The organism is Mesorhizobium sp. M8A.F.Ca.ET.057.01.1.1, assembly GCF_003952565.1.
Classification (GTDB): domain Bacteria; phylum Pseudomonadota; class Alphaproteobacteria; order Rhizobiales; family Rhizobiaceae; genus Mesorhizobium.
Genome location: NZ_CP034454.1, coordinates 83443 through 104955 on the forward strand (window position 1 = coordinate 83443; position 21513 = coordinate 104955).

General features: G+C 64.2%; 18 protein-coding genes. 11 read left to right on the forward strand and 7 right to left on the reverse strand.

Translation table 11 applies throughout. The features are described from left to right. The first annotated feature begins 56 nt into the window (after positions 1-56). The 5 genes from EJ077_RS00440 (at position 57) to ppa (ending at position 3872) form a co-directional block, all read left to right on the forward strand. Positions 57-938: a TPM domain-containing protein gene (locus EJ077_RS00440; RefSeq protein WP_208699136.1), complete on the forward strand. Its 882-nt coding sequence runs from the start codon at positions 57-59 to the stop codon at positions 936-938. A 27-nt stretch (positions 939-965) separates the two neighbouring features. After that, positions 966-1835 (forward strand): TPM domain-containing protein, encoded by an 870-nt coding sequence (locus EJ077_RS00445; protein ID WP_245458820.1) that lies wholly within the window; start codon positions 966-968, stop codon positions 1833-1835. Positions 1836-1844: 9 nt separating this feature from the next. Continuing rightward, positions 1845-2483: a TPM domain-containing protein gene (locus EJ077_RS00450; protein WP_208699140.1), complete on the forward strand. Its 639-nt coding sequence runs from the start codon at positions 1845-1847 to the stop codon at positions 2481-2483. A gap of 159 nt (positions 2484-2642) precedes the next feature. Continuing rightward, positions 2643-3149 (forward strand): GNAT family N-acetyltransferase, encoded by a 507-nt coding sequence (locus tag EJ077_RS00455; RefSeq protein WP_208699143.1) that lies wholly within the window; start codon positions 2643-2645, stop codon positions 3147-3149. A gap of 189 nt (positions 3150-3338) precedes the next feature. Then, positions 3339-3872 (forward strand): inorganic diphosphatase, encoded by a 534-nt coding sequence (gene ppa / locus EJ077_RS00460; RefSeq protein ID WP_140702635.1) that lies wholly within the window; start codon positions 3339-3341, stop codon positions 3870-3872. Positions 3873-3881: 9 nt separating this feature from the next. On the opposite strand, the gene EJ077_RS00465 is transcribed toward ppa, so the two are convergent. After that, complete coding sequence (locus EJ077_RS00465) at positions 3882-4475, reverse strand: hypothetical protein (protein WP_208699145.1); 594 nt, start codon at positions 4473-4475, stop codon at positions 3882-3884. Positions 4476-4519: 44 nt separating this feature from the next. Further along, positions 4520-5137, reverse strand: coding sequence for a TetR/AcrR family transcriptional regulator (locus EJ077_RS00470; RefSeq protein ID WP_208699147.1), 618 nt, complete (start codon positions 5135-5137; stop codon positions 4520-4522). Positions 5138-5255: 118 nt separating this feature from the next. Here EJ077_RS00470 and EJ077_RS00475 point away from each other — a divergent pair, with 118 nt between their 5' ends. Both EJ077_RS00475 and EJ077_RS00480 read left to right on the forward strand, forming a co-directional pair. Beyond that, positions 5256-6494 (forward strand): MFS transporter, encoded by a 1239-nt coding sequence (locus EJ077_RS00475; RefSeq protein WP_210212149.1) that lies wholly within the window; start codon positions 5256-5258, stop codon positions 6492-6494. A 131-nt stretch (positions 6495-6625) separates the two neighbouring features. After that, positions 6626-8200 carry an alkaline phosphatase D family protein gene (locus EJ077_RS00480; protein ID WP_208699149.1) on the forward strand — a complete coding sequence of 525 codons (1575 nt, stop codon included), beginning with the start codon at positions 6626-6628 and terminating at the stop codon, positions 8198-8200. Between the two features lie 13 nt (positions 8201-8213). Here EJ077_RS00480 and EJ077_RS00485 read toward each other — a convergent pair whose 3' ends face one another. After that, positions 8214-8495, reverse strand: coding sequence for a hypothetical protein (locus EJ077_RS00485; protein ID WP_245458597.1), 282 nt, complete (start codon positions 8493-8495; stop codon positions 8214-8216). A gap of 197 nt (positions 8496-8692) precedes the next feature. Here EJ077_RS00485 and typA point away from each other — a divergent pair, with 197 nt between their 5' ends. Further along, complete coding sequence (typA, locus tag EJ077_RS00490; protein ID WP_208699153.1) at positions 8693-10522, forward strand: translational GTPase TypA; 1830 nt, start codon at positions 8693-8695, stop codon at positions 10520-10522. A 55-nt stretch (positions 10523-10577) separates the two neighbouring features. Here typA and EJ077_RS00495 read toward each other — a convergent pair whose 3' ends face one another. Then, a complete protein-coding gene (locus tag EJ077_RS00495; RefSeq protein ID WP_208699156.1) occupies positions 10578-11204 on the reverse strand; it encodes a DUF1062 domain-containing protein in 627 nt (208 codons plus the stop codon). Between the two features lie 400 nt (positions 11205-11604). On the opposite strand from EJ077_RS00495, the gene EJ077_RS00500 reads away from it, so the two are divergent. Next, positions 11605-12219, forward strand: coding sequence for a LysE family translocator (locus EJ077_RS00500; RefSeq protein ID WP_208699158.1), 615 nt, complete (start codon positions 11605-11607; stop codon positions 12217-12219). A gap of 10 nt (positions 12220-12229) precedes the next feature. Here EJ077_RS00500 and EJ077_RS00505 read toward each other — a convergent pair whose 3' ends face one another. After that, entirely contained in the window at positions 12230-12556 is a 327-nt protein-coding gene (locus EJ077_RS00505) for a YciI family protein (protein ID WP_208699160.1), read from the reverse strand. Between the two features lie 133 nt (positions 12557-12689). After that, the gene (locus EJ077_RS00510) at positions 12690-13253 is read right to left on the reverse strand and encodes a peroxidase-related enzyme (protein WP_208699163.1); all 564 of its coding nucleotides are present in this window, start codon (positions 13251-13253) and stop codon (positions 12690-12692) included. Positions 13254-13389: 136 nt separating this feature from the next. On the opposite strand from EJ077_RS00510, the gene EJ077_RS00515 reads away from it, so the two are divergent. After that, on the forward strand, positions 13390-18177 hold the full coding sequence (locus EJ077_RS00515) for an NAD-glutamate dehydrogenase (RefSeq protein WP_208699166.1): 4788 nt from the start codon (positions 13390-13392) through the stop codon (positions 18175-18177). An 85-nt stretch (positions 18178-18262) separates the two neighbouring features. Further along, positions 18263-19639 carry an MFS transporter gene (locus EJ077_RS00520; protein WP_208699168.1) on the forward strand — a complete coding sequence of 459 codons (1377 nt, stop codon included), beginning with the start codon at positions 18263-18265 and terminating at the stop codon, positions 19637-19639. A 189-nt stretch (positions 19640-19828) separates the two neighbouring features. Here EJ077_RS00520 and purH read toward each other — a convergent pair whose 3' ends face one another. After that, entirely contained in the window at positions 19829-21445 is a 1617-nt protein-coding gene (gene purH, locus EJ077_RS00525; RefSeq protein ID WP_208699170.1) for a bifunctional phosphoribosylaminoimidazolecarboxamide formyltransferase/IMP cyclohydrolase, read from the reverse strand. Positions 21446-21513 lie beyond the last annotated feature (68 nt).

Genomic DNA, 21513 nt, shown 5'->3' on the forward strand with positions numbered 1-21513 from the left:
TCACCCCCCTCGAGGGGGTGAGACGTGGTCCGCGTAGTGGACGGAAAGCCAATTGCTTGGCTTTCCGAACGACGAACGCCCGAAGCGACAGCGAAGGGCCGGGTCCGGCAGGACAGAGAGGGGGGGCTCGCGCTTACGTCACCCTTCTTGGCCTTCTTGCCAGTCTTCTCCTCTTTCCCCTCGTAACCTTCGCAGCCGACCTGCCCGCCCTCACCGGCCGTGTCGTCGACAATGCGGGTATCATCGATGCCTCGACCAAGGCAGCGCTGACCCAAAAACTCGCCGATTTCGAAACCAAGGGCTCGGACCAGATCGTCGTCGCCACCATCCCCAGCCTCGACGGCGAGGAGATCGAACCCTACGCCAACCGGCTGTTCCGCTTCTGGAAGCTCGGCCAGGCCAAGGAGAACAACGGCGTCCTGCTCCTGGTCGCGCCCAACGACCGCAAGATGCGCATCGAGGTCGGCTATGGGCTGGAAGGCACGCTGACCGACCTGCACACCAAGCTGATCATCGAGAACGACATGGTGCCGGCGTTCCGCGCCGGCGATTTCTCCGGCGGCATCTCCAAGGCCGTCGACGACATGATCATGGTGCTGGAAGGCAATCCGGAGGAGCTGGAGGCGCGCGGCAAGCGCAACGAGCAGGCGCCGTTCAATGCCGACAATCTGTTCTTCGCCGTCTTCATCAGCATCTGGGCGATCATTTTCTTCGGCAGCATCGGGGCCTCGGTCCTGCCGCCGATCTTCGGCCAGAAGCTCGGACCCGGACGCTATCGCTGGCTCGGCATGACCTTCGAGCCACATCGGCGATCCTCATCCGGGGGCGGCTGGTCGTCCGGAAGCTCCGGCGGCGGCTGGTCCTCGGGTGGCGGCGGTGGCGGCTTTTCGGGCGGCGGTGGTTCGTCCGGCGGCGGCGGCTCCTCGGGAAGCTGGTAGGCCATGGTAAGAGCTGCCGTCCCATCGATGCCCGGCCGATGCGCCACGGGATTGCGCCTGGCCCTAATCACCCTGGCGTCCCTGCTGCTTGCCTCGATCGCCGCCGTGGCGGCCGATCTCCCGGCTCTCACCGGCCGCGTCGTCGACAATGCCGGTATCATCGATGCCGCGACCAAGGCGGCACTGACCCAAAAACTCGCCGATTTCGAAACCAAGGGCTCGGACCAGATCGTCGTCGCCACCATCCCCAGCCTCGACGGCGAGGAGATCGAACCCTACGCCAACCGGCTGTTCCGCTTCTGGAAGCTCGGCCAGGCCAAGGAGAACAACGGCGTCCTGCTCCTGGTCGCGCCCAACGACCGCAAGATGCGCATCGAGGTCGGCTATGGGCTGGAAGGCACGCTGACCGACCTGCACACCAAGCTGATCATCGAGAACGACATGGTGCCGGCGTTCCGCGCCGGCGATTTCTCCGGCGGTATCTCCAAGGCCGTCGACGACATGATCATGGTGCTGGAAGGCAATCCGGAGGAACTTGAGGCGCGCGGCAAGCGCAATCCCGCCGACAGCAGCACTCCCATGGACCCGATCGTCGCCGTGTTCCTGATCCTGTGGGCGACGATGTTCTTCGGTGGCCTGGCAATGGCATTCCTGCCGCCGATGTTCGGCACGAAGCTGTCGCCGGGCGTGTATAGATGGCTGGGCATGACGTTTCGTTACGGCCAGGGAGCGGGCGGATCCACCGGCAGCAGCGGCTGGACGACAGGGTCGTCGGGCGGCGGTTGGTCCTCGGGCAGTTCCGGCGGCGGCTGGTCCTCGGGGTCAAGCAGCAGCGGCGGCGGGTTTTCGGGTGGCGGCGGCTCGTCCGGCGGTGGCGGTTCTTCAGGAAGCTGGTAAGACAAGATCATGTCAACACGACCGATCAGCCCGCAGGATCATGAGCGCATCGCCGCTGCGATCCGCGCCGCCGAAGCGCAAACCGATGGCGAAATCTATTGCGTCGTGGCGCATGCCAGCGACGGTTATTTTGCCCCCGCCGCGCTGATGGCGACGCTCGGCATGCTGATCGTCAGCCTTGCCGTCGCCTATGGGCTGGAGGCCTGGTGGCTCACCATACGCCTGCCGCATTTCGTCATTGCCGAGTTGCTGGCGCTGGCCTGCGTGCTGGCCCTGCTGTGGACGCTGCCCGGCCTGCGCATCCATATGGTGCCACGCCGGCTGCGCTATCAGGCCGCGCACGCCAACGCGATCAAGCAGTTCCTCGCCCGCAACGTTCACCGCACCACGGCGCGCACCGGCGTGCTGATCTTCGTCTCGATCGCCGAGCGCTACGCCGAGGTGGTCGCCGATTCAGGCATCGACGCCAAGGTCGGCCAACATGTCTGGGACGGAGTGGTGCGTGATCTGACCGTCCATGCTGGCGACGACCGGCTCGCCGACGGCTTCGTCAGGGCGATCGAGCAGCTGGGGGCGGTGCTGGCCGAGCATTTCCCTGTTACGCCGGGCGATACCAACGAACTGGACGACCATCTGGTCGAAATCTAAGTCTGCCAGCAGACGCCACCCCGCCAATCCGGCCCATTTAGGGACGGGCCTTATCCAATGTCGGCAATGTCGGCAATGTCAGGATCGGCTGTGAGAAAGCGGTTGGCGGGCCGCCCGGACTCTTGCAATCGGCCGATGCGGGTTTATGGTTAACAAATCATGAATACGCTGACGATCGACATTCGGAAGGCAGACCCGCGCGATGCCGGCGCCATTGCCGAGGTGCACCTTGAAGCCTGGCGCGGCGCCTATTCCGGCATCATTCCGCACCGCACGCTGACGTCGATGATCAACCGCCGGGGAACCGACTGGTGGGCGAATGCCATACGCCGCGCGGCCACCGTCCTGGTCGTCGAGATCGGCGGCACGATCGCCGGCTATGCGACGATCGGCAAGAACCGCGCCAAGGAGCTCAAGCAGCAGGGCGAGATCTACGAATTGTACCTGCGCCCGGAATATCAGGGCATCGGGCTGGGCAGGCGGCTGTTTTCGGCGGCCAAGGCGCGACTTGCCGACCATGGGCTGAAGGGCATGGTGGTGTGGGCGCTGGAAGACAACCAGAACGCACTTGCCTTCTATACGGGTGCCGGCGGCCGCGACGTCGCCGAAGGGGTCGAGATTTTCGAGCAGAAGGCGCTGAAGAAGGTCGCCTTCGTCTGGGAGTGACTGCTGGGCATGATCGCGGAAGGCGAAGTCCCGATCTCACGCAAATCACGACGCTGAAACATCTTGTGCCGATGATTGAACGCGCCGAACGCCATCGCGTCCCGCCGGACGCAAGTAAGCACCATTCGCCGCATTGCACCATTTTGCGCCGCCCGCTATCTCCTGCCAATCGAGAGAGGGACAAAAGCCATGCGCATCGAAGCCATAGCCACTGGAAAGAACCCGCCTGAGGACGTCAACGTCATCATCGAGGTGCCGATCGGCGGCGAGCCGATCAAGTACGAGATGGACAAGGAGGCCGGCACGCTGTTCGTCGACCGCTTCCTGCACACCTCGATGCGCTACCCCGGCAATTACGGCTTCGTGCCGCACACGCTGTCGGGCGACGGCGACCCGATCGACGTGCTGGTCTGCAACACGCGCGCGCTGGTGCCGGGCTGCGTAATCAATGTGCGGCCGATCGGCGTGCTGATCATGGAAGACAATGCCGGCCAGGACGAGAAGATCATCGCGGTGCCGTCACCGAAGCTGACACTGCGCTACGAGAACGTCACCGAATACACGCAGCTGCCCGACATCACACGCCAGCAGGTGCAGCACTTCTTCGAGCACTACAAGGATCTCGAGCCCGGCAAATGGGTCAAGATCGAAGGCTGGCACGATTCCAAATACGCCAAGAAGATGATCATCGACGCGGTTGAACGGGCCAAGGCGAGCAAGTAGCTCGAGCGGTCAGTTATCGACCCGGCCGAAAGCCGGCACGTCGCCGATCACCACGCGCTTGTCCTTGCCGCAGGCGAAGCCTTTCGCCTTCTCGTCGGCGATCTTGCGCGCCTGGTCGTTGGCGGTGGGGTTGCCGGTGGCCAGCACCAGGCCGACGGTGCAGCCGTCACGGGCGTCCATCTGGGCGACCTTGGCGACGAGCAGCACCTCGGTCTTCCTGGTCTCGTCCTCGGGATTGCTGATCGAGCGGCGGTGGATGGCCGCGAATGGCACTGCCTTGTCGCCATTGGTTTCGATGCGCCACTCGACCTTGGCTCCGGACGAATTGAAGGCCGAGAAACTTTCCCAGGCGGACGTCATGTCGCCGCCGGGCGGAAAACCGTAGAACAGCGATTCGCGGGCGTCGTCATATCCGATCAGCACGGAATAGCCGCGATAGCCGGAGCAGGCGAGGTCGGCCCAGTCACCGTCACCCTGCTCGGCCTGCGCATAGGTCACGCAGTCCTTCTTCCAGTCGAGGTCGGTGTAGGCGCTGGATATCTCGCCGGCTTGTGCCGCCTGGCAGAGGCCGGCGAGGGTGAGCGGGATCAACAGGCTGCGCATCGCGGAGATCTCCGTTGGAGGTCGTCCCAGCGTATCGCCAATCGCTATTTCTTCAAGCTTGCTTCGATCAGCAGATCGGCATTCGCCGCCACCGACTGTGCCGGGCCACCGAGGCCGAACAACTGGCCGCTGATATAGGCGCCTTCGATGAGCAGCAGCAGCCCGTCGCCCAGCGTGTCAGGGTCTTGCGCGCCCATCGCAGCCGCCATGGCGCGCAGGCGGCGGCGCAATTCCTGCTTGTTGGCCTCGCTGACGACGCGGGCCGGATGGCTGTGGTCGGGATATTCGACCGCCGCATTGGTCATGCCGCAGCCGCGATAGTCCGCCACCTGCGTTCGCTTGCCGATGCGGGTCAGGAAAGCCTTGATCTGGGCGCGCGGGTCACCGGGATTGGCGGCAACCGCCTCATCGAAACGCTCCCAGTATTCAAGATCGTATTGCCTGAGGTAGGAGGCGGCCAGTTCGTCCTTGGAGGGAAAGCTGCGATAGAGGCTCGGCTTGGTGACTCCGGCGCGCTTGACGATCTCGTCGACACCGATCGCCCTGATACCGCGCCTGTAGAACAGGTCATAGGCCACGTCGAGGATCTTCTTGGCGGCCTTGGGCGGCGCCGATGCATGACCGTCGCTGATGGTCAGCTCAATATTTTTGTCGCTTGGCATCTTGGGACTCGATTGACAATGTTACCGATCGGTACGTATACATGCTCCCATCTTGCAACGTACCGGTCAGTAACATGATAGCTCAATCCCGCCCCTTGGCCAGCGCTACGCTTTCGTCGTGGTCGGCGTCATCTTCCTCTGCCTGCTGGTTGCGGCCGGCCTGCGCTCCGCGCCCGCGGTCATGATGTTGCCGCTGGAGAACAGTTTCGGCTGGCGGCGCGACGTCATCTCGCTGGCCGCCGGTGTCGGCATCCTGCTCTATGGCCTGACCGGTCCGTTCGCCGCCGCGCTGATGGAGCGCATCGGACTGCGCCGCACGGTGATTGGCTCGCTGGTGGTGATGTCGGTCTCGACCGCGCTCAGCCTTCTGATGACCGAGCCATGGCATCTGTTCATCACCTGGGGGGTGTTTTCCGGCGTCGGTTCCGGCGCCGTCGCCAGCGTGCTCGGCGCCACCATCGTCAACCGCTGGTTCAAGACCAATCGCGGCCTGGTCATGGGATTGATGTCGGCCTCCAGCGCCTCCGGCATGCTGGTGTTTCTGCCCCTGATCGCGGCATTGGCGCAGTCGGGAGGCTGGCAGCCAGTCGTGCTCGCCGTCGCCATCGCGACCGCGGCCCTGATCCCATTTGTCTACTTCTTGGTGCCGGAGCGTCCGGCCTCGATCGGCATGGTGCGTTTTGGCGCCGAGGCCGACGACGTGCCGCCGGTCTCGCCCGCCTCCCAAGGCAATTTCCTGGCGCATACGCTCAACACGTTGCGCCGTGCCGCCGGCACGCGGGTGTTCTGGTACCTGTTCGCCACCTTCTTCGTCTGCGGCTTCACCACCAACGGACTTGTCGGCACGCATCTGATCGCGTTCTGCGGCGACATGGGTATCGGCGAGGTGCAAGCGGCCGGCCTGTTGTCGATGATGGGCATTTTCGACCTGATCGGCACGACGCTGTCAGGCTGGCTCACCGACCGTTACGACCCGCGCAAGCTGCTCGGCGTCTACTACGCAGTGCGTGGTCTCTCGCTGATCTACCTGCCATATTCCGGATTCTCGGCGACCAGCCTGATCATCTTCGCGGTGCTCTATGGTCTCGACTGGATCGCCACCGTGCCGCCGACGCTGCGGCTCGCCAATGAAGCCTTCGGCGATCGTAGCGGGCCGATCGTGTTCGGCTGGATCGTCGCCGGCCACCAGGTGGGCGCCGCCACCGCCGCAGCCTTCGGCGGCACCATGCGCGAACTGCAGGGCAACTACGAACTGGCGTTCCTGATTGCCGGCATGACGGCGATCGCCGCCGCCTGTATTTCGCTCCTGATCAACACCAGCCGGCCAGCTTTCGATCCGGAACCGCAGCCGGCTTGAGAAGCTCATCTCCCCGTGGGGGGAGACTAACCGCCTGCCCACTGTTATCAAAACTTCATGGTTTCGAGATACGGCTGAAACATTGAGGCCGGACCTTGATGGCGACGTTTAAAGCCATCCAGGAGACAGCCATGAACAAGCTTTCGATGACCCGCCGCGCCTTTGTCACCTCCGCGAGCGCTGCCGGTCTGCTTGGCGCCTCGGGCCTCGCCTTGCCCAACTATTCCCGTGCGAGCCAGCGTCCGGCCTTCACGCATGGTGTCCAGTCCGGCGATGTCGATGCCACCAGCGGCATGGTTTGGACCCGCACGGATCGTCCGGCACGCGTCATGTTCGAAGTCTCGTCGACGGAAAGCTTCGCCAATGCGACGCGGCTGGCGCCGCTCGATACCTCGCCCGCCAGCGACTACACGGTGAAGCGGCTGCTCACCGATCTCGCCGCCGACCAGGACATCTTCTATCGCATGATTGCGGCCGATCTCGCCGACATCAACGTCGTTTCCGAGCCGATCGTCGGCCGCTTCCGCACAGCGCCGGCCTCGAAGCGCGACGTCCGCTTCGCCTGGTCGGGCGACACCGCCGGCCAGGGCTGGGGTATCGACGAGACCGGCATGAAGACCTATTCCACGATCGGCAAGCACACGCCCGATTTCTTCCTTCATTCGGGAGACACCATCTATGCCGATGGCGCGCTGAAGGATGAGGTGGACCTGCCAGGCGGCGGCAAGTGGAAGAACGTCGTCGTCATCGACGGCAAGCGTAAGGTCGCCGAGACGCTGGACGAATATCGCGACCAGTGGAAGTACAACATGATGGACAGGAATGTGCTGGGCCTCAGCGCAATCTGCCCGACCTTCTACCAATGGGACGACCATGAGGTGCTGAACAATTGGTCGGATTCCAAGGATCTGACCGCGGACGACCGTTATAAGGAAAAATCCATCCATGTGCTGGCGGCCCGTGCGGCGCGCGCCTTCCATGAGATGACGACGATCCGCTACGAACCGTCCGAACCCGGTCGCGTCTACCGCAAAATAGCCTACGGCCCACTGCTCGACGTGTTCTTCCTCGACATGCGCTCTTATCGCGGCCCGAACGGCCCGGACATGCAGGAGGAGATGACGCCGCAGTCACGCATGCTCGGCGAGCAGCAGACGAAGTGGCTGAAGCGGGAACTGGCCAACTCCAAGGCGACCTGGAAGATCATCGCCGCCGACATGCCGCTCGGCCTCGTCGTCTGGGACAATGCCGCCAAGAAGGCGGGCGCCGAAGCCGTCAGCAATGGCGATAACGGCGCGCCGAGGGGGCGGGAACTCGAATTCGCCGACCTTTTGCGCTTCATCAAGAATGCCGGCATCACCAACACCGTCTGGCTGACCGCTGACGTGCACTATACGGCCGCGCATTACTACAATCCCGACAAGGCGCAGTTCCAGGATTTCAATCCGTTCTGGGAATTTGTCTCGGGGCCAATCCATGCTGGCACGTTCGGTCCGAACGATTTCGATATGACCTTCGGTCCAGAGCTGAAGTTCATCAAGGCGCCGACCGCCGAACAGGGACAGAACCTGCCGCCATCGGCAGGCCTGCAGTTCTTCGGGCTGGTGGATATCAGCGGCGCCAGCGAACAGATGACCGTGCGGCTGATGGATCGCGACGATAACGAACTCTACAAGGTCACGCTCGACCCGGTGCGATCGGCGTAGACGCTCGCAATCGTCAATCCGGATAGCAGACCATCGGAATGTTGGGCCAAACCGCCGCATCGCAGTTGGCGCTGGCCTGTCTCTGCTTGAAGGCGGCGCTGACCGGGCCGGTCACCACCGGATCGACGCCGTCGGGCGCGTCGGCAAAGGCCTGCTGCGCGGAAGGCGCGTCAGACGGCAGGACAGCACGCGCTTCCTTCAGCGTCGCGGCCGACTGCGCGGCATTGGCCGCCAGCAGGACGGCAAAGGCGGCGGACGCGATCAGCGGCCAAAATCGGTTGAGTTTATCGGTCATGACGTTCGAACTGTCCGGGCCCTCAAAGGTTCCCGCCTTGGTTAACAAAATCATTTCACACGCAGATGCTTAAGATTTGATGAGTATTTGGTGTCGCGCGTCCCCTTTCGCAACTGCGAAAAACCCTGTATGAGCCGCGCAACCGAAAGAGGCAGCGCCGTTGGCCTGCTGCCTGCAACGCTTCCGAGACCAGAATCATGAACCTCCGTAATATCGCGATCATCGCGCACGTCGACCATGGAAAGACCACCCTGGTCGACCAGCTTTTGAAGCAATCCGGGTCCTTCCGAGACAACCAGCGCGTCGCCGAGCGCGCCATGGATTCCAACGACCTCGAAAAGGAACGCGGCATCACCATCCTGGCCAAGGCGACCTCGGTCGACTGGAAGGACACCCGCATCAACATCGTCGACACCCCCGGCCACGCCGATTTCGGCGGTGAGGTCGAGCGCATCCTGTCGATGGTGGATTCGGCGATCGTGCTGGTTGACGCCGCCGAAGGGCCAATGCCGCAGACCAAGTTCGTCGTCGGCAAGGCGCTCAAGGTCGGGTTGAAGCCGATCGTCGTCATCAACAAGATCGACCGGCCGGATGCCCGCCACGTCGAAGTGGTCAACGAGGTGTTCGACCTGTTCGCCGCGCTCGACGCCACCGACGAACAGCTCGACTTCCCGATCCTCTATGGTTCGGGCCGCGACGGCTGGGTGTCGGAAAATCCCGAAGGCCCGAAGGACCAGCAGCTTGCGCCGCTGTTCGACCTGGTCATCAAGCATGTCCCGGCGCCGACCGTTCATCCCGGCCCGTTCCGCATGATCGGCACCATCCTGGAAGCCAACCCGTTCCTCGGCCGCATCATCACCGGCCGCATCGAGAGCGGCACGCTGAAGTCGAACCAGGCGGTCAAGGTGCTGCACAATGACGGCACCCAGATTGAGACCGGCCGCATATCGAAGATCCTCGCTTTCCGTGGCCTCGAGCGCCAGCCGATCGACGAGGCGCAGGCGGGCGACATCGTTGCCATTGCCGGCCTGTCCAAGGGGACCGTTGCCGACACGTTCTGCGACCTGGCGGTGACCGAGGCGCTGCATGCGCAGCCGATCGACCCGCCGACAGTGACGATGTCCTTCCTCGTCAACGACAGCCCGCTCGCCGGCACCGAAGGCGACAAGGTGACCAGCCGCGTCATCCGCGACCGGCTGCTGCGCGAGGCCGAAGGCAATGTCGCGCTCAAGATCGAAGAATCGCCCGACAAGGATTCGTTCTTCGTTTCCGGACGTGGCGAATTGCAGCTCGCCGTGCTGATCGAGACCATGCGCCGCGAAGGCTTCGAGATCGCCGTCTCGCGTCCGCGCGTCGTCATGCAGAAGGGCGAGAACGGCGAATTGCTGGAGCCGGTCGAGGAAGTCGTCATCGACGTCGACGAGGAGCATGCCGGCGTCGTCGTGCAGAAGATGTCGGAGCGCAAGGCCGAGATGGTCGAGCTGCGGCCCTCGGGCGGCAACCGCCAGCGCATCGTCTTCCACGCGCCGACGCGCGGTCTGATCGGCTACCAGTCGGAACTTTTGACCGACACGCGCGGCACCGCCGTGATGAACCGGCTGTTTCACGCCTACGAGCCCTACAAGGGCGAATTGCCCGGCCGCACCAACGGCGTGCTGATCTCCAACGAGCAGGGCGAGTCGGTCGCCTACGCCATGTGGAACCTGGAAGACCGTGGCCCGATGGTTATCGATCCGGGCGTCAAGGTCTATCAGGGCATGATCATCGGCATCCACAGCAGGGACAACGACCTCGAAGTGAACGTGCTGAAGGGCAAGAAGCTGACCAACATCCGCGCAGCCGGCAAGGATGAGGCGGTCAAGCTCACCCCGCCGATCCGCATGACGCTGGAGCGGGCGCTGGCCTGGATCCAGGACGACGAGCTGGTCGAGGTGACGCCGAAGACCATTCGTCTGCGCAAGCTCTATCTCGACCCCAACGAGCGCAAGCGCTTCGAGAAGTCGTCGAAGGCGGTCGGCGCGGCGTAATTTTCCATTTTACGGAACTGACGGAGGGGGAGGCACATCGGTGCCTCGCCCTTTTTCATCCCCCAGCGGCCAGGATGATGGCCTGCCGATCTGGCTCGCCGGCAAGATTGACGCGGATCGTCGTCCCCTCGCGGGCTGGCTTGCGCAGGGCTTTGCTCCCCTCGGGATCAACGACCAGCAGTTGTCGCTCCTCCAGCGCCTGAAGCCGCGATCGCGAGATGCCGAATTCGCTGGCCAGCAAGCGGTCGAGCCTCAGCGATATCGGCATTTCCAAACCAAGCCGGAGTTCCAGCGCCGTCGCGCCTTGCTTCATGCCGCCGATCACCAGTTTGCGCACGGCGGCATCAGGGGATTCCTCGACGCGTCCAACCTGGTTGCGCAGGGCGACGATGTCGAAGGCATGGCGACGTGCCAGCTCCGGATCGTTGCTTTCAAGCGCCGCGAGCAGCGCCGGCTCGATGTCACGGCGGTTGCAGCGTTCGAAAATGCCGAGATTCCAGGAATTGTCGCAGTCGATGCAACGATAGATCAGCCAGACGTCGATGCGCTTGCCATTGGCGTTGACGCGGAATTTCCCGCTGCAGCGATAGGCTTTCACGCCGCCGCAGCGATTGCAGTTGATCAATGGGCGTGGTGCGATTTCAGGCGCGATCATCCAGTGGATGCGCAGGATAGGAGACATGCCGGTAAGTCCTTCCCGTCGGGAAGTTCATCCGGTCGGCGATGTCGAGATGCCCGTGCGGGCGCGGCGTGGCGGGTGGCTGCGGAGATCGTGAAGTCAGGTGTCGCTGGGCAAAAAGCGCGCGACAGCGGTTCAGCAGTGCCAAACCGGTCTCGAACCGCCGCCCAGAGGAACACATGAAAAATGGAGCAGGCACTGCTGATGCGGCGCCATGCAGGTGTGTCGGGGGAGTTGACGAGACCGGCGGTTACTGAGGCAAAGTGAAGCTCGAAATTGTATCGCGGCGGCCCTTCTAGCGGCGTGACGCCGCGCGGACAAGCGTCATTTTGTCGGCGCTACCGCGGCTCGTTCGCTTGCGCTAGTGTCAGATTTCAAAGGTTGCCAGACAGAGACCCTCGCCATGCACCTCACCTCGCTCCTGATCTTCGCCGCCGCCTTGTTCGTGGCCGCCGGTTCGCCCGGCCCATCGATTGCCGCGCTCGTCGCGCGCGTCATTTCGAAGGGCTTTCGCGACGTGTTCCCGTTCCTGCTTGCCATGTGGATCGGCGAAGGCATCTGGCTCTCGCTGGCGGTGTTCGGGCTTGCCATGGTGGCACAGACCTTCCATCTCGCTTTCGTCGCGGTGAAATGGGCTGGCGTCGCCTACCTCGCTTATCTTGCCTGGAAGATGTGGAGGGCGCCTGTCGACGCCAAGGAGGGCGAGATGCCTCGCGAAGATTCGCCGGCGAAGCTTTTCTTCGCTGGCATGGCTGTCACGCTCGGCAATCCCAAGATCATGATGTTCTATCTGGCGCTGTTGCCGACCATCATCGACCTCGCTTCGGTCAGTCTCGTCGGCTGGGTCGAACTGACGGCGACCATGGCGGTGGTGCTGATCGCCATCGATCTTGCCTGGGTGCTCGCCGCCTCGCAGGCACGCAAACTGCTCAGGAGCAAGCGCGCCATGAAGATCGCCAACCGCGTCAGCGCCACGACGATGGCCGGTGCCGCGGCGGCGATCGCGGCGCGCTCCTGAGCGGGGCGCCTTAGCCCATCATGTTGATGATGGGTGCGATCTCGACGTTGCAGTTCGGCATGGCCAGCATCGGGCAGCCCTTGGCCTTCTCGGCGGCTTCGTCGATATCCCTGGCCTCGATGATCGAGTAGCCGCCGGTCGGGTTGCTGCCGCCGTTGTTCTCTATCTTGCCACTGGGCATTACGGTCTTCGACATGCCGACCGGATTGCCTGGGTCGACAACAGCCGAACCGAGCTTTCCAAACCAGTCTGTCCAGGCGTCGGTCATCGCCTTTCGCTCGGAGTCGCTCGTCGGCATCTTGCCAGAGCCATGATAGATGTAGAGAAACTTCGCCATGTTCTCCTCCCTTGATGAGCGGCATCGAACCGGCATGCGGACGTGCCGCACGACGATCATCGGACCAAACCGGCAAACAAGCAATTAGAATGAGCGATAGCTAACGTAAAGGCATGGATGAGAACCCAGTTCGTCACCTTGCCATGGCGTGGTATTCGTCGTTCGGCCGCATGTCGATTGCCGCCGCGACGCGGTTCGACATGTTGAAGAAGGCCGCGGTCGAGGCGATGTCCCAGATGTCGCGGTCGCTGAAGCCTGCCTGGCGCAGCGCCGCACGGTCGGCCTCGACGATCCTGGCCGGTTCCTCGGTCAGCTTGACGGCGAATTCGAGCATCGCCGTTTGCTTCGGCGAAAGGCCGGCGGCGCGGAAATTCATCACCATCATCTCGCCAAGCAAGGGGTCTCCCGAGAGCTGGCGTACCGCCGCGCCATGCGCGGTCAGGCAATAGTAGCAGTGGTTGATGGAGGAGACGGCGACCGCGATCATCTCGCGTTCCAGCTTCGACAGGCCGGATTCGCCGAGCATCAAATCATTGTACATGTCGGTGAAGGCGCGCAGCTTCTTGTCGTCGAAGGCATAGGCCCTGAGCACGTTGGGGACGAGGCCGAGCTTCTCCTCGCATTTGGCGAAATAGGCTTTTGTCGGCTCGCTCAGCTCTGCCGAGGCCAGGTCAAGCGCGGTGATTTTGCCGGTCATGGATCATTTCTCCTCGTCAGGCGATGCCTTGCCGCCGAATTCCGAGAATTCTTGGCAAGCCGTCAAACCTTTGTCGCCAAACAGCGGTCATCTGCTACCATAGTCGCAAAAGCATGCGACGGGAGGAAGAAGCGTCATGGCCAGCGTGAAGTCCGCAGCTAAGTCGAAGAAGAAGGCAACGGCGGCGAAGACGGAGGACAGACCGGCCAGGCTTGCCGACTACCTGCTCGCCCGCGCGCCGGCGGAGGATATCGCCGCCTATGACGTGGCCGACCTCGAACGCGCCGCCGATCTCGCCGGCCAGGCGGTCGCCGGCCACAAAAAGGGTGAGTGCGTCGTCGCCGTCGAAGCCGATTCGGGCGTCGTTCGCGATGGTCGCCCGGTGACGGTCATCACGGTCGTCAACGACAACATGCCGTTCCTGTTCGATTCCATCCTCGGCGAAGTCACGGAGACATCAGGGGAACCGACCTTGGTCACCCATCCGGTGATCACGGTTCGCCATGGCAAAACGGGAGTCGACGAGATCCTCGGCGATGGCAATTTCGCCAAGGATGACGGCAGCCACGACCGGCTGAGCGTAATCCATGTGCACATTCCCCGGTTGACGTCAGAACAGGCAAATGGCTTGACCGAGCGGCTGCGCAAGATGCTTGGCCAGGTCCACGCCGCGGTCAAGGACTGGCGGCCGATGCTGGCCCGGCTCGATCAGGCCATCTCCGAATTCCGCTATTCTGCGGTGCCGCTCGACAAGAAGAGCGTCGCCGAGGCCATCGCCTTCCTGGAGTGGCTGCGCGACGACAATTTCACCTTTCTCGGCATGCGTGAGTTCAAGTACACCGGCGGCGAGGAAAGCGGCAATCTGGAGCGCTCCGAAAAACCCGGCCTCGGCATCCTGACCGACCCGGACGTGCTGGTGCTGAGGCGCGGCACCGAAGCTGTAACGACGACACCGGAAATCCGCGCGTTCCTGCACGGACCGGAGCCGCTGATCGTCACCAAGGCCAATGCCAAGTCGCTGGTGCACCGCCGCATCTATCTCGATTACATCGGCGTCAAGACCTACACCGCCAAGGGCACGTTGGCGGGCGAACTGCGCATCGTCGGCCTGTTCACCTCGACCGCCTACACGCGCTCGGTGATGAAGATCCCGTATCTCAGGTCCAAGGCCGAAACCATTATCGCCAAGTCGGGTTTCGACCGCCACGATCACTCCGGCAAGGCGCTGATCAACGTGCTGGAAAGCTATCCGCGCGACGAATTGTTCCAGGTGCCGGTGCCGATCCTGCGCAAGCATGCCGCTGCCATTCTCGGCCTGATCGAGCGGCCACGCGTGCGGGCGCTGGTGCGTGCCGACCAGTTCGACCGTTTCGTGTCGATCCTCGTCTTCGTGCCGCGCGACCGTTATGACAGCGTCGTGCGCGAGAAGATCGGCGCCTATCTGAAAACCGTATTCGAGGGCCGGCTGTCTGCCTATTACCCGGCCTTCCCGGAAGGCGGGCTGGCGCGTGTGCACTTCATCATCGGCCGGTCAGGCGGCAAGACGCCGAAGGTCGAGCAGGCGACGATCGAGGCGGCGATCCGCGACATCGTGCGCACCTGGGAAGATGCGCTTGCCGATGCGGCCGAAGCCGACGGCAGCGGCCCGGCGTTGAAAGCCATCGCCGCGCGGCTGCCGGAAAGCTACCGGGATTCGTTCAGCGCGGCGGTGGCGCTGGCCGATGCCGGGCGCATCGCCAAGATCAGCGCCAGCAATCCGATCGCCATCGACTACTACCGCCATGCCGAGCAGAAGCCGCACCAGGCGGCGCTGAAAATCTATCACCATGGCAGCCCGGTGGCGCTGTCGCGGCGCGTGCCGGTGCTGGAGAACATCGGCTTCCGCGTCATCAGCGAGCGGACTTTCGCAGTCGGCGACGAAGCCTTCGGGATGGTCTTCATCCACGACATGGAGCTGGAGAACAGCTACGGCAAGCCGATCGACCTCGCCGATGGCGGCGCGCTGTTCGAGGACGCGTTCCTGTCGGTGTGGCGCGGCGACGTCGACAATGACGGCTATAACGGCCTTGCGCAAACCGCTGGCCTGTGGTCGGGCGAGATTACCATCCTGCGCGCCTATGGCCGCTATTTGCAGCAGGTCGGCATTCCGCAGAGCCAGGATTTCATCGCCGCCGCCCTCAACCGCTATCCCGAGATCGCGCGCGGCCTGCATGACCTGTTCATCGCCCGCCTCGGCCCGACGGCGGAAACGGAAGGCGTGGTGGCGGCCAAGCACCTAAAGGCCAAGATCAAGGATGCGCTGGAAGATGTCCCCAACATCGACGACGACACGATCATCCGGCGCTACCTGAACCTGATCGAAGCCTCGCTGCGCACCAATCATTTCGTTGCCGATACGAAAGAGAAAGGCCAGTCGCTGGCGATCAAGCTCGAGTCGCAGGCGGTCGAGGGATTGCCGGCGCCGCGGCCATGGCGGGAAATCTTCGTCTACGGCTCCGAGGTCGAAGGCCTGCATCTGCGCTTCGGCCCGGTGGCGCGCGGCGGCCTGCGCTGGTCGGACCGCGCCCAGGACTACCGCACCGAAGTGCTCGGCCTGGTCAAGGCGCAGCAGGTCAAGAACGCCGTCATCGTGCCGGTCGGCGCCAAGGGCGGCTTCTATCCCAAGAAGCTGCCGATGAGCGCCGGACGCGACGCCATCTTCGAGGCCGGCACCTCCGCCTACAAGAACTTCGTCTCCAGCCTTTTGTCGATCACCGACAATATCGGGCTGGACGGCGTCATTCCTCCAGCCGGTGTCGTGCGCCGCGACCAGGACGATCCCTATTTCGTCGTCGCCGCCGACAAGGGCACGGCAACCTTCTCCGACACCGCCAACGCCATCTCGGAGAAGCACGGCTTCTGGCTCGACGATGCCTTCGCCAGCGGCGGTTCGGCCGGCTACGACCACAAGAAGATGGGCATCACCGCCAAGGGCGCCTGGGAGGCGGTCAAGCGGCATTTCCGCGAGATGAACCGCGACATCCAGACCTCGCCTTTCACCGTCGTCGGTGTCGGCGACATGTCGGGCGACGTGTTCGGCAACGGCATGCTGTTGTCGCCGAAGACGCGGCTGATCGCCGCCTTCGACCATCGCGACATCTTCATCGATCCTGATCCGGACATGGCTGCCTCGATGGCCGAGCGCGAGCGCATGTTCGCGTTGCCGCGTTCGAGCTGGCAGGACTATGACAAGACCAAGCTGTCGGAAGGCGGCGTCATCGTCTCGCGCAGCCAGAAGTCGATCACCTTGCCGGCTGCAGCGGCGGCCGCGATCGGCCTCGCCAAGACGACCGCCACGCCGGTCGAGATCATGACCGCCATCCTCAAGGCGCCCGTCGATCTCCTGTGGTTCGGCGGCATCGGCACCTATCTCAGGGCATCGACCGAGACCAATGCCGAGGTCGGCGACCGCGCCAACGATGCCATCCGCATCACGGCGCTCGACGTGCGCGCCAAGGTGATCGGCGAGGGCGCCAATCTGGGCGTCACGCAGCGGGCACGCATCGAGTTCGGCATGAATGGCGGCCGCTGCAATTCCGACGCCATCGACAATTCGGGCGGCGTCAACTGCTCCGACGTCGAGGTCAACATCAAGATCGCGCTGGCGTCCGCCATGCGCAAGGGATCGCTGACGCGACCGGCGCGCAACAAGCTGCTGGCCGAAATGACCGACGAGGTCGGCGGCCTGGTGCTGTCCAACAACTACCAGCAGACGCTGGCGCTTTCGATCGCCCGCAAGCGCGGCCTCGCCGACATCGCGCATCAAAGCCGCTTCATGACGGCGCTGGAGGGGCGTGGCCTGCTCGATCGCGTGGTCGAGACGCTGCCGTCGCCGGCGGCCCTTGCCGAGCGCGAGGCGCGCGGCGAGCCGCTGACCCGGGCCGAACTCGGCGTGCTGCTCGCCTATGCCAAGATCGTGCTGTTTTCCGACATCGTCGCCAGCGATGTGCCGGATGATGCCCATTTCGACCGCGACCTTATGGGCTATTTCCCGGACCGGATGGCGAAGAAATACGCCTCCGAGATACATGGCCACCGGCTGCGCCGCGAGATCATCGCCCGTGTCGTCGCCAACGATCTGGTCAATCGCGGCGGCCCGTCCTTCGTCAACCGGCTGCAGGAAGCGACGGGGCGCACCGCCGCCGACGTGGTGCGCACCTTCGCCGTGGTGCGCGACGGCTTTGCGCTGCCGGCGCTCTATCGCGAGATCGACGCGCTGGATAACCAGATCGACGGCCAGGTGCAGCTCGATCTCTATCAGATGGTGAGCCGACTTATCTATATGAGCAGCGGCTGGTATCTGAAGAACGACGCCGGCACGGCACCGCTCGGCCAACGCATCGCCGAACTGCAGGATGCGCGCAAGGCGCTGGAGCCCAAACTGGTATCGCTGCTGCCGGCTTTTTCGCGCGAGCGGATCGAGGAGAAGCGGCACGGGCTGTTCAAGGCGGGTGCTCCGGAAAAGCTCGCCGAGCAGCTGGCGATGAGCGAGGCGGCGGAGCTCATCCCCGACATCGCGCTGACGGCGCGCACCGCCGGTGCCGATATCGTCGCGGCCGCCAAGGCGTTCTTCGCCGTCAGCGATGCCTTCCGCATCCCACGCGTCGAGGATGCGGCGCGCTCGATCACACCATCGGACTATTATGATCAACTCGCTCTGTCCCGCGCCAACGACACGATCGGCGCGGCGCGGCGCGGCATCGCGGTCGCCGCACTCACCGGCCACGCCAAGGCGACCGATCCGGTGGCGGCCTGGCTCGAAGCTGGCGGCGAGCGGGTGGCGCGCATCCGCGAACGGCTGCAGGCGTTGACCGAAGGCGGTGACATCACCGTGTCGCGGCTGTCGGTCGCGTCGGGCCTGATGAGCGATCTGACGGCGATGTGAGCCAGCGGTAGTCCATTTGCATGAACATTCGAAACATGCAGACATGGCGCCCGAAATGGGCGGGGCGGACGCCGGGGGAATCACTATGGCGGTAGAGACAGTGCAGCGGGCGTCCGGGCGCGGCATCTGGGGGTGGATGTTCTTCGACTGGGCGGCGCAGCCGTTCTTCACGGTCGTCACCACCTTCATTTTCGGCCCCTATTTCGTTTCGCGCATGGCGGGCGATCCAACCACCGGCCAGGCCGTCTGGGGCTATGGCATCGCTGCAGCCGGGCTGGTCATCGCGGTGTTGTCGCCGATCCTCGGTTCGATTGCCGACCAGACTGGACCGCGCAAGCCATGGATTGCCTTCTTCGCGGCAATCAAGATCACCAGTCTCGCCTTGCTCTGGTTCGCCGCGCCCGGCTCGAACCTGTTCCTGATCGTGGCGTTGTTCTCGCTGGCGTCGGTGGCGGCGGAGTTTTCCACCGTCTTCAACGATTCCATGATGCCGCGCCTGGTACCGAAGAGCGAGATCGGCCGCATCTCCAACATGGCCTGGGGCCTCGGTTATCTCGGCGGCATGATCGCACTGATCTTCGTCGTCACCTGCCTCGCCGGCTCGCCGGAGACCGGCAAGACCATCATCGGCATCACCCCGCTGTTCGGTCTTGATCCGCAGCTGGGCGAGGATGCCCGCGCCACCGGGCCTTTGTCGGCCGGCTGGTATTTCCTGTTCATCCTGCCGATGTTCTTCTTTACGCCCGACGCCATCAAGGGCATTCCGATCGGGCCGGCGGTGCGCGAAGGCCTGTCGGAATTGAAATCGACGCTGGCCGAGGTGCGCAAGCGCGGCGGCATCTTCCGCTTCCTCGTCGCCCGCATGATCTACCAGGACGGCGTCAATGCGCTGCTGGCGCTGGGCGGCACCTTCGCGGCAGGCATGTTCCAATGGTCGATCACCGAGATCGGCATGTTCGGCATCATCCTCAACGTCGTCGCCATCTTCGGCTGCTGGATCGCGGCGCGGCTCGACACGGCGCTCGGCTCCAAGGCGGTAGTGATGATTTCGCTGGTGATGCTGTCGGTCGCCACCATCGGCGTCGTCTCGACCGGCCCGGGCTTCACGCTGCTCGGCCTGATCCCGCTTTCGACAGCCGATTCAGGGGGCCTGTTCGGCACGGCGGCCGAAAAGGCCTACATCCTGTACGGCCTGCTGATCGGCCTGGCTTTCGGTCCGGTGCAGGCCTCGTCGCGCTCCTACATGGCGCGCAGCGTCACCGCGGCCGAATCCGGGCGCTATTTCGGCATCTATGCGCTGGCCGGCCGGGCAACCAGTTTCCTGGCGCCGTTCATGGTGGCGACGATTACCGCCACCAGCGGCTCGGCGAGGCTCGGCATGGCGGCGATTATCCTGTTCCTGGCCATCGGCATGGCGATCCTGGTCAGGACGCCATATCCGGCGGATCGGCCCGCGGCGTAGCAGCAGCGCCTCTTCCTTCCCCCTTGTGGGGGAAGGTGGATCGGCGCGTAGCGCCGAGACGGATGAGGGGTGCGTGACGGAATGAGGGGGTGGCGATTTTGAACTTGGCGTCAGCCTGGAACACCCCTCATCCGACCTCGCTTCGCGAGGCCACCTTCTCCCACAACAAGGGGAGAAGGGAACTAGTGCTCAATGCCGGAAATGCCGCACGCCTGTGAACACCATGGCGATGCCATGTTCATCCGCGGCGGCGATGACGTCGTCGTCGCGCATCGAACCGCCCGGCTGGATCACGGCCGTGGCACCGGCCTCTATGGCCGACAGCAGGCCGTCGGCGAAGGGGAAGAAGGCGTCCGAAGCGACCACCGAGCCCCTGGTCAGCGGCTCAGTTGCCCCTGCGGCCTCCGCCGCGTCGAGCGCCTTGCGGGCGGCGATGCGTGAGGAATCGACGCGGCTCATCTGGCCGGCGCCGATGCCGACGGTGGCGCCGTCCCTGGCATAGACGATGGCGTTCGACTTGACGTGCTTGGCGACGCGGAAGGCGAATTTGAGGTCGGCCATTTCGGCCGGCGTCGGCGCGCGCTTGGTCACCACCCTCAGTTCGAGGTCGTCGACCACGGCATTGTCGCGGCCCTGGACGAGCAGGCCGCCGGCGACGGACTTGACCGTAGTGCCTGCCGTACGCGGATCGGGCAGGCCGCTGGTGACCAGCAGGCGCAAATTCTTCTTGGCGGCGATGATTGCCGCGGCCTCGTCGGTGGCGTCGGGCGCGATGATCACCTCGGTGAAGGTTTTCACGATTTCCTGCGCCGCCTCGGCGTCGAGGGTGCGGTTCAAGGCGACGATGCCGCCGAAGGCCGAGACCGGGTCGCAGGCGAGCGCCTTGGCGTAGGCCGCCTTCAGCGACGTACCTTCGGCCACGCCGCACGGATTGGCGTGCTTGATGATGGCGACGGCGGCCGAGCGGTTGGGGTCGAATTCGCCGGCCAGTTCGAAAGCGGCGTCGGTGTCGTTGATGTTGTTGTAGGATAGCTGCTTGCCCTGCAACTGGCGCGCCGTGGCGACGCCCGGCCGCTTGTCGCCGGTGACATAGAAGCCGGCGCCTTGATGCGGGTTCTCGCCATAGCGCATGATCTCGGCCAGCCTGCCGCCGAAGGCGCTCCAGGTCGGATGCTCGATCTCCAGCGCCTCGGCGAACCAGCCCGAGATCGCCGCGTCGTAGGTGGCGGTGCGGGCGAAGGCCTTGGCCGCCAGCTTCTTGCGGAAATCCAGCGACAGCGAGCCGATGTTCATCTCCAGCGCATTGAGCACCGCGGCGTAGTCGCCGGGATCGGTGACGATGGCGACGTAGGCGTGGTTCTTGGCCGAGGCGCGGATCATCGCCGGGCCGCCAATGTCGATATTCTCGACGATCGCCGCGTAGTCGGCGCCAGAGCGGCGGACTTTCTCGAAGGGATAAAGATTGGAGACGACGAGGTCGATAGGCTCGATGCCATATTTGCGCATCGCCAATGCATGCTCGGGATCATCGCGCACGCCAAGCAGCGCGCCGTGCACCGACGGGTGCAGCGTCTTGACGCGGCCGTCCATGATCTCGGGAAAGCCGGTGAGCTCGGAGACGTCGCGTACCACCATGCCGGCCTCGGCGATCGCTTTTGCCGTGCCGCCGGTTGAGACCAGCTCGACGCCGGCCGCGGCCAGCGCCCTGGCAAAGTCGAGCAGGCCGGTCTTGTCGAAGACAGACAGCAGCGCGCGGCGGACCGGAACGAGGTCGGGGGCGGGAATGTTCTTGGCAGGAACGGCCATGGCTGGCGGCCTTTCAAGTCTGGAGGAGCAAGCCCGCGCCGTAGCACATGAGGCCCGGAAATCAAGCG

Coding starts and splice junctions, on each gene's coding strand:
- EJ077_RS00450 (WP_208699140.1), top strand. CDS start 1,845: ATGTCAACACGACCGATCAGCCCGCAGGATCATGAGCGCATCGCCGCT.
- typA (WP_208699153.1), top strand. CDS start 8,693: ATGAACCTCCGTAATATCGCGATCATCGCGCACGTCGACCATGGAAAG.
- EJ077_RS00520 (WP_208699168.1), top strand. CDS start 18,263: ATGGCGGTAGAGACAGTGCAGCGGGCGTCCGGGCGCGGCATCTGGGGG.
- EJ077_RS00515 (WP_208699166.1), top strand. CDS start 13,390: ATGGCCAGCGTGAAGTCCGCAGCTAAGTCGAAGAAGAAGGCAACGGCG.
- EJ077_RS00505 (WP_208699160.1), bottom strand. CDS start 12,556: ATGGCGAAGTTTCTCTACATCTATCATGGCTCTGGCAAGATGCCGACG.
- EJ077_RS00495 (WP_208699156.1), bottom strand. CDS start 11,204: ATGTCTCCTATCCTGCGCATCCACTGGATGATCGCGCCTGAAATCGCA.
- EJ077_RS00485 (WP_245458597.1), bottom strand. CDS start 8,495: ATGACCGATAAACTCAACCGATTTTGGCCGCTGATCGCGTCCGCCGCC.
- EJ077_RS00500 (WP_208699158.1), top strand. CDS start 11,605: ATGCACCTCACCTCGCTCCTGATCTTCGCCGCCGCCTTGTTCGTGGCC.
- EJ077_RS00480 (WP_208699149.1), top strand. CDS start 6,626: ATGAACAAGCTTTCGATGACCCGCCGCGCCTTTGTCACCTCCGCGAGC.
- ppa (WP_140702635.1), top strand. CDS start 3,339: ATGCGCATCGAAGCCATAGCCACTGGAAAGAACCCGCCTGAGGACGTC.
- purH (WP_208699170.1), bottom strand. CDS start 21,445: ATGGCCGTTCCTGCCAAGAACATTCCCGCCCCCGACCTCGTTCCGGTC.
- EJ077_RS00455 (WP_208699143.1), top strand. CDS start 2,643: ATGAATACGCTGACGATCGACATTCGGAAGGCAGACCCGCGCGATGCC.
- EJ077_RS00470 (WP_208699147.1), bottom strand. CDS start 5,137: ATGCCAAGCGACAAAAATATTGAGCTGACCATCAGCGACGGTCATGCA.
- EJ077_RS00465 (WP_208699145.1), bottom strand. CDS start 4,475: ATGCGCAGCCTGTTGATCCCGCTCACCCTCGCCGGCCTCTGCCAGGCG.
- EJ077_RS00510 (WP_208699163.1), bottom strand. CDS start 13,253: ATGACCGGCAAAATCACCGCGCTTGACCTGGCCTCGGCAGAGCTGAGC.
- EJ077_RS00445 (WP_245458820.1), top strand. CDS start 966: ATGCCCGGCCGATGCGCCACGGGATTGCGCCTGGCCCTAATCACCCTG.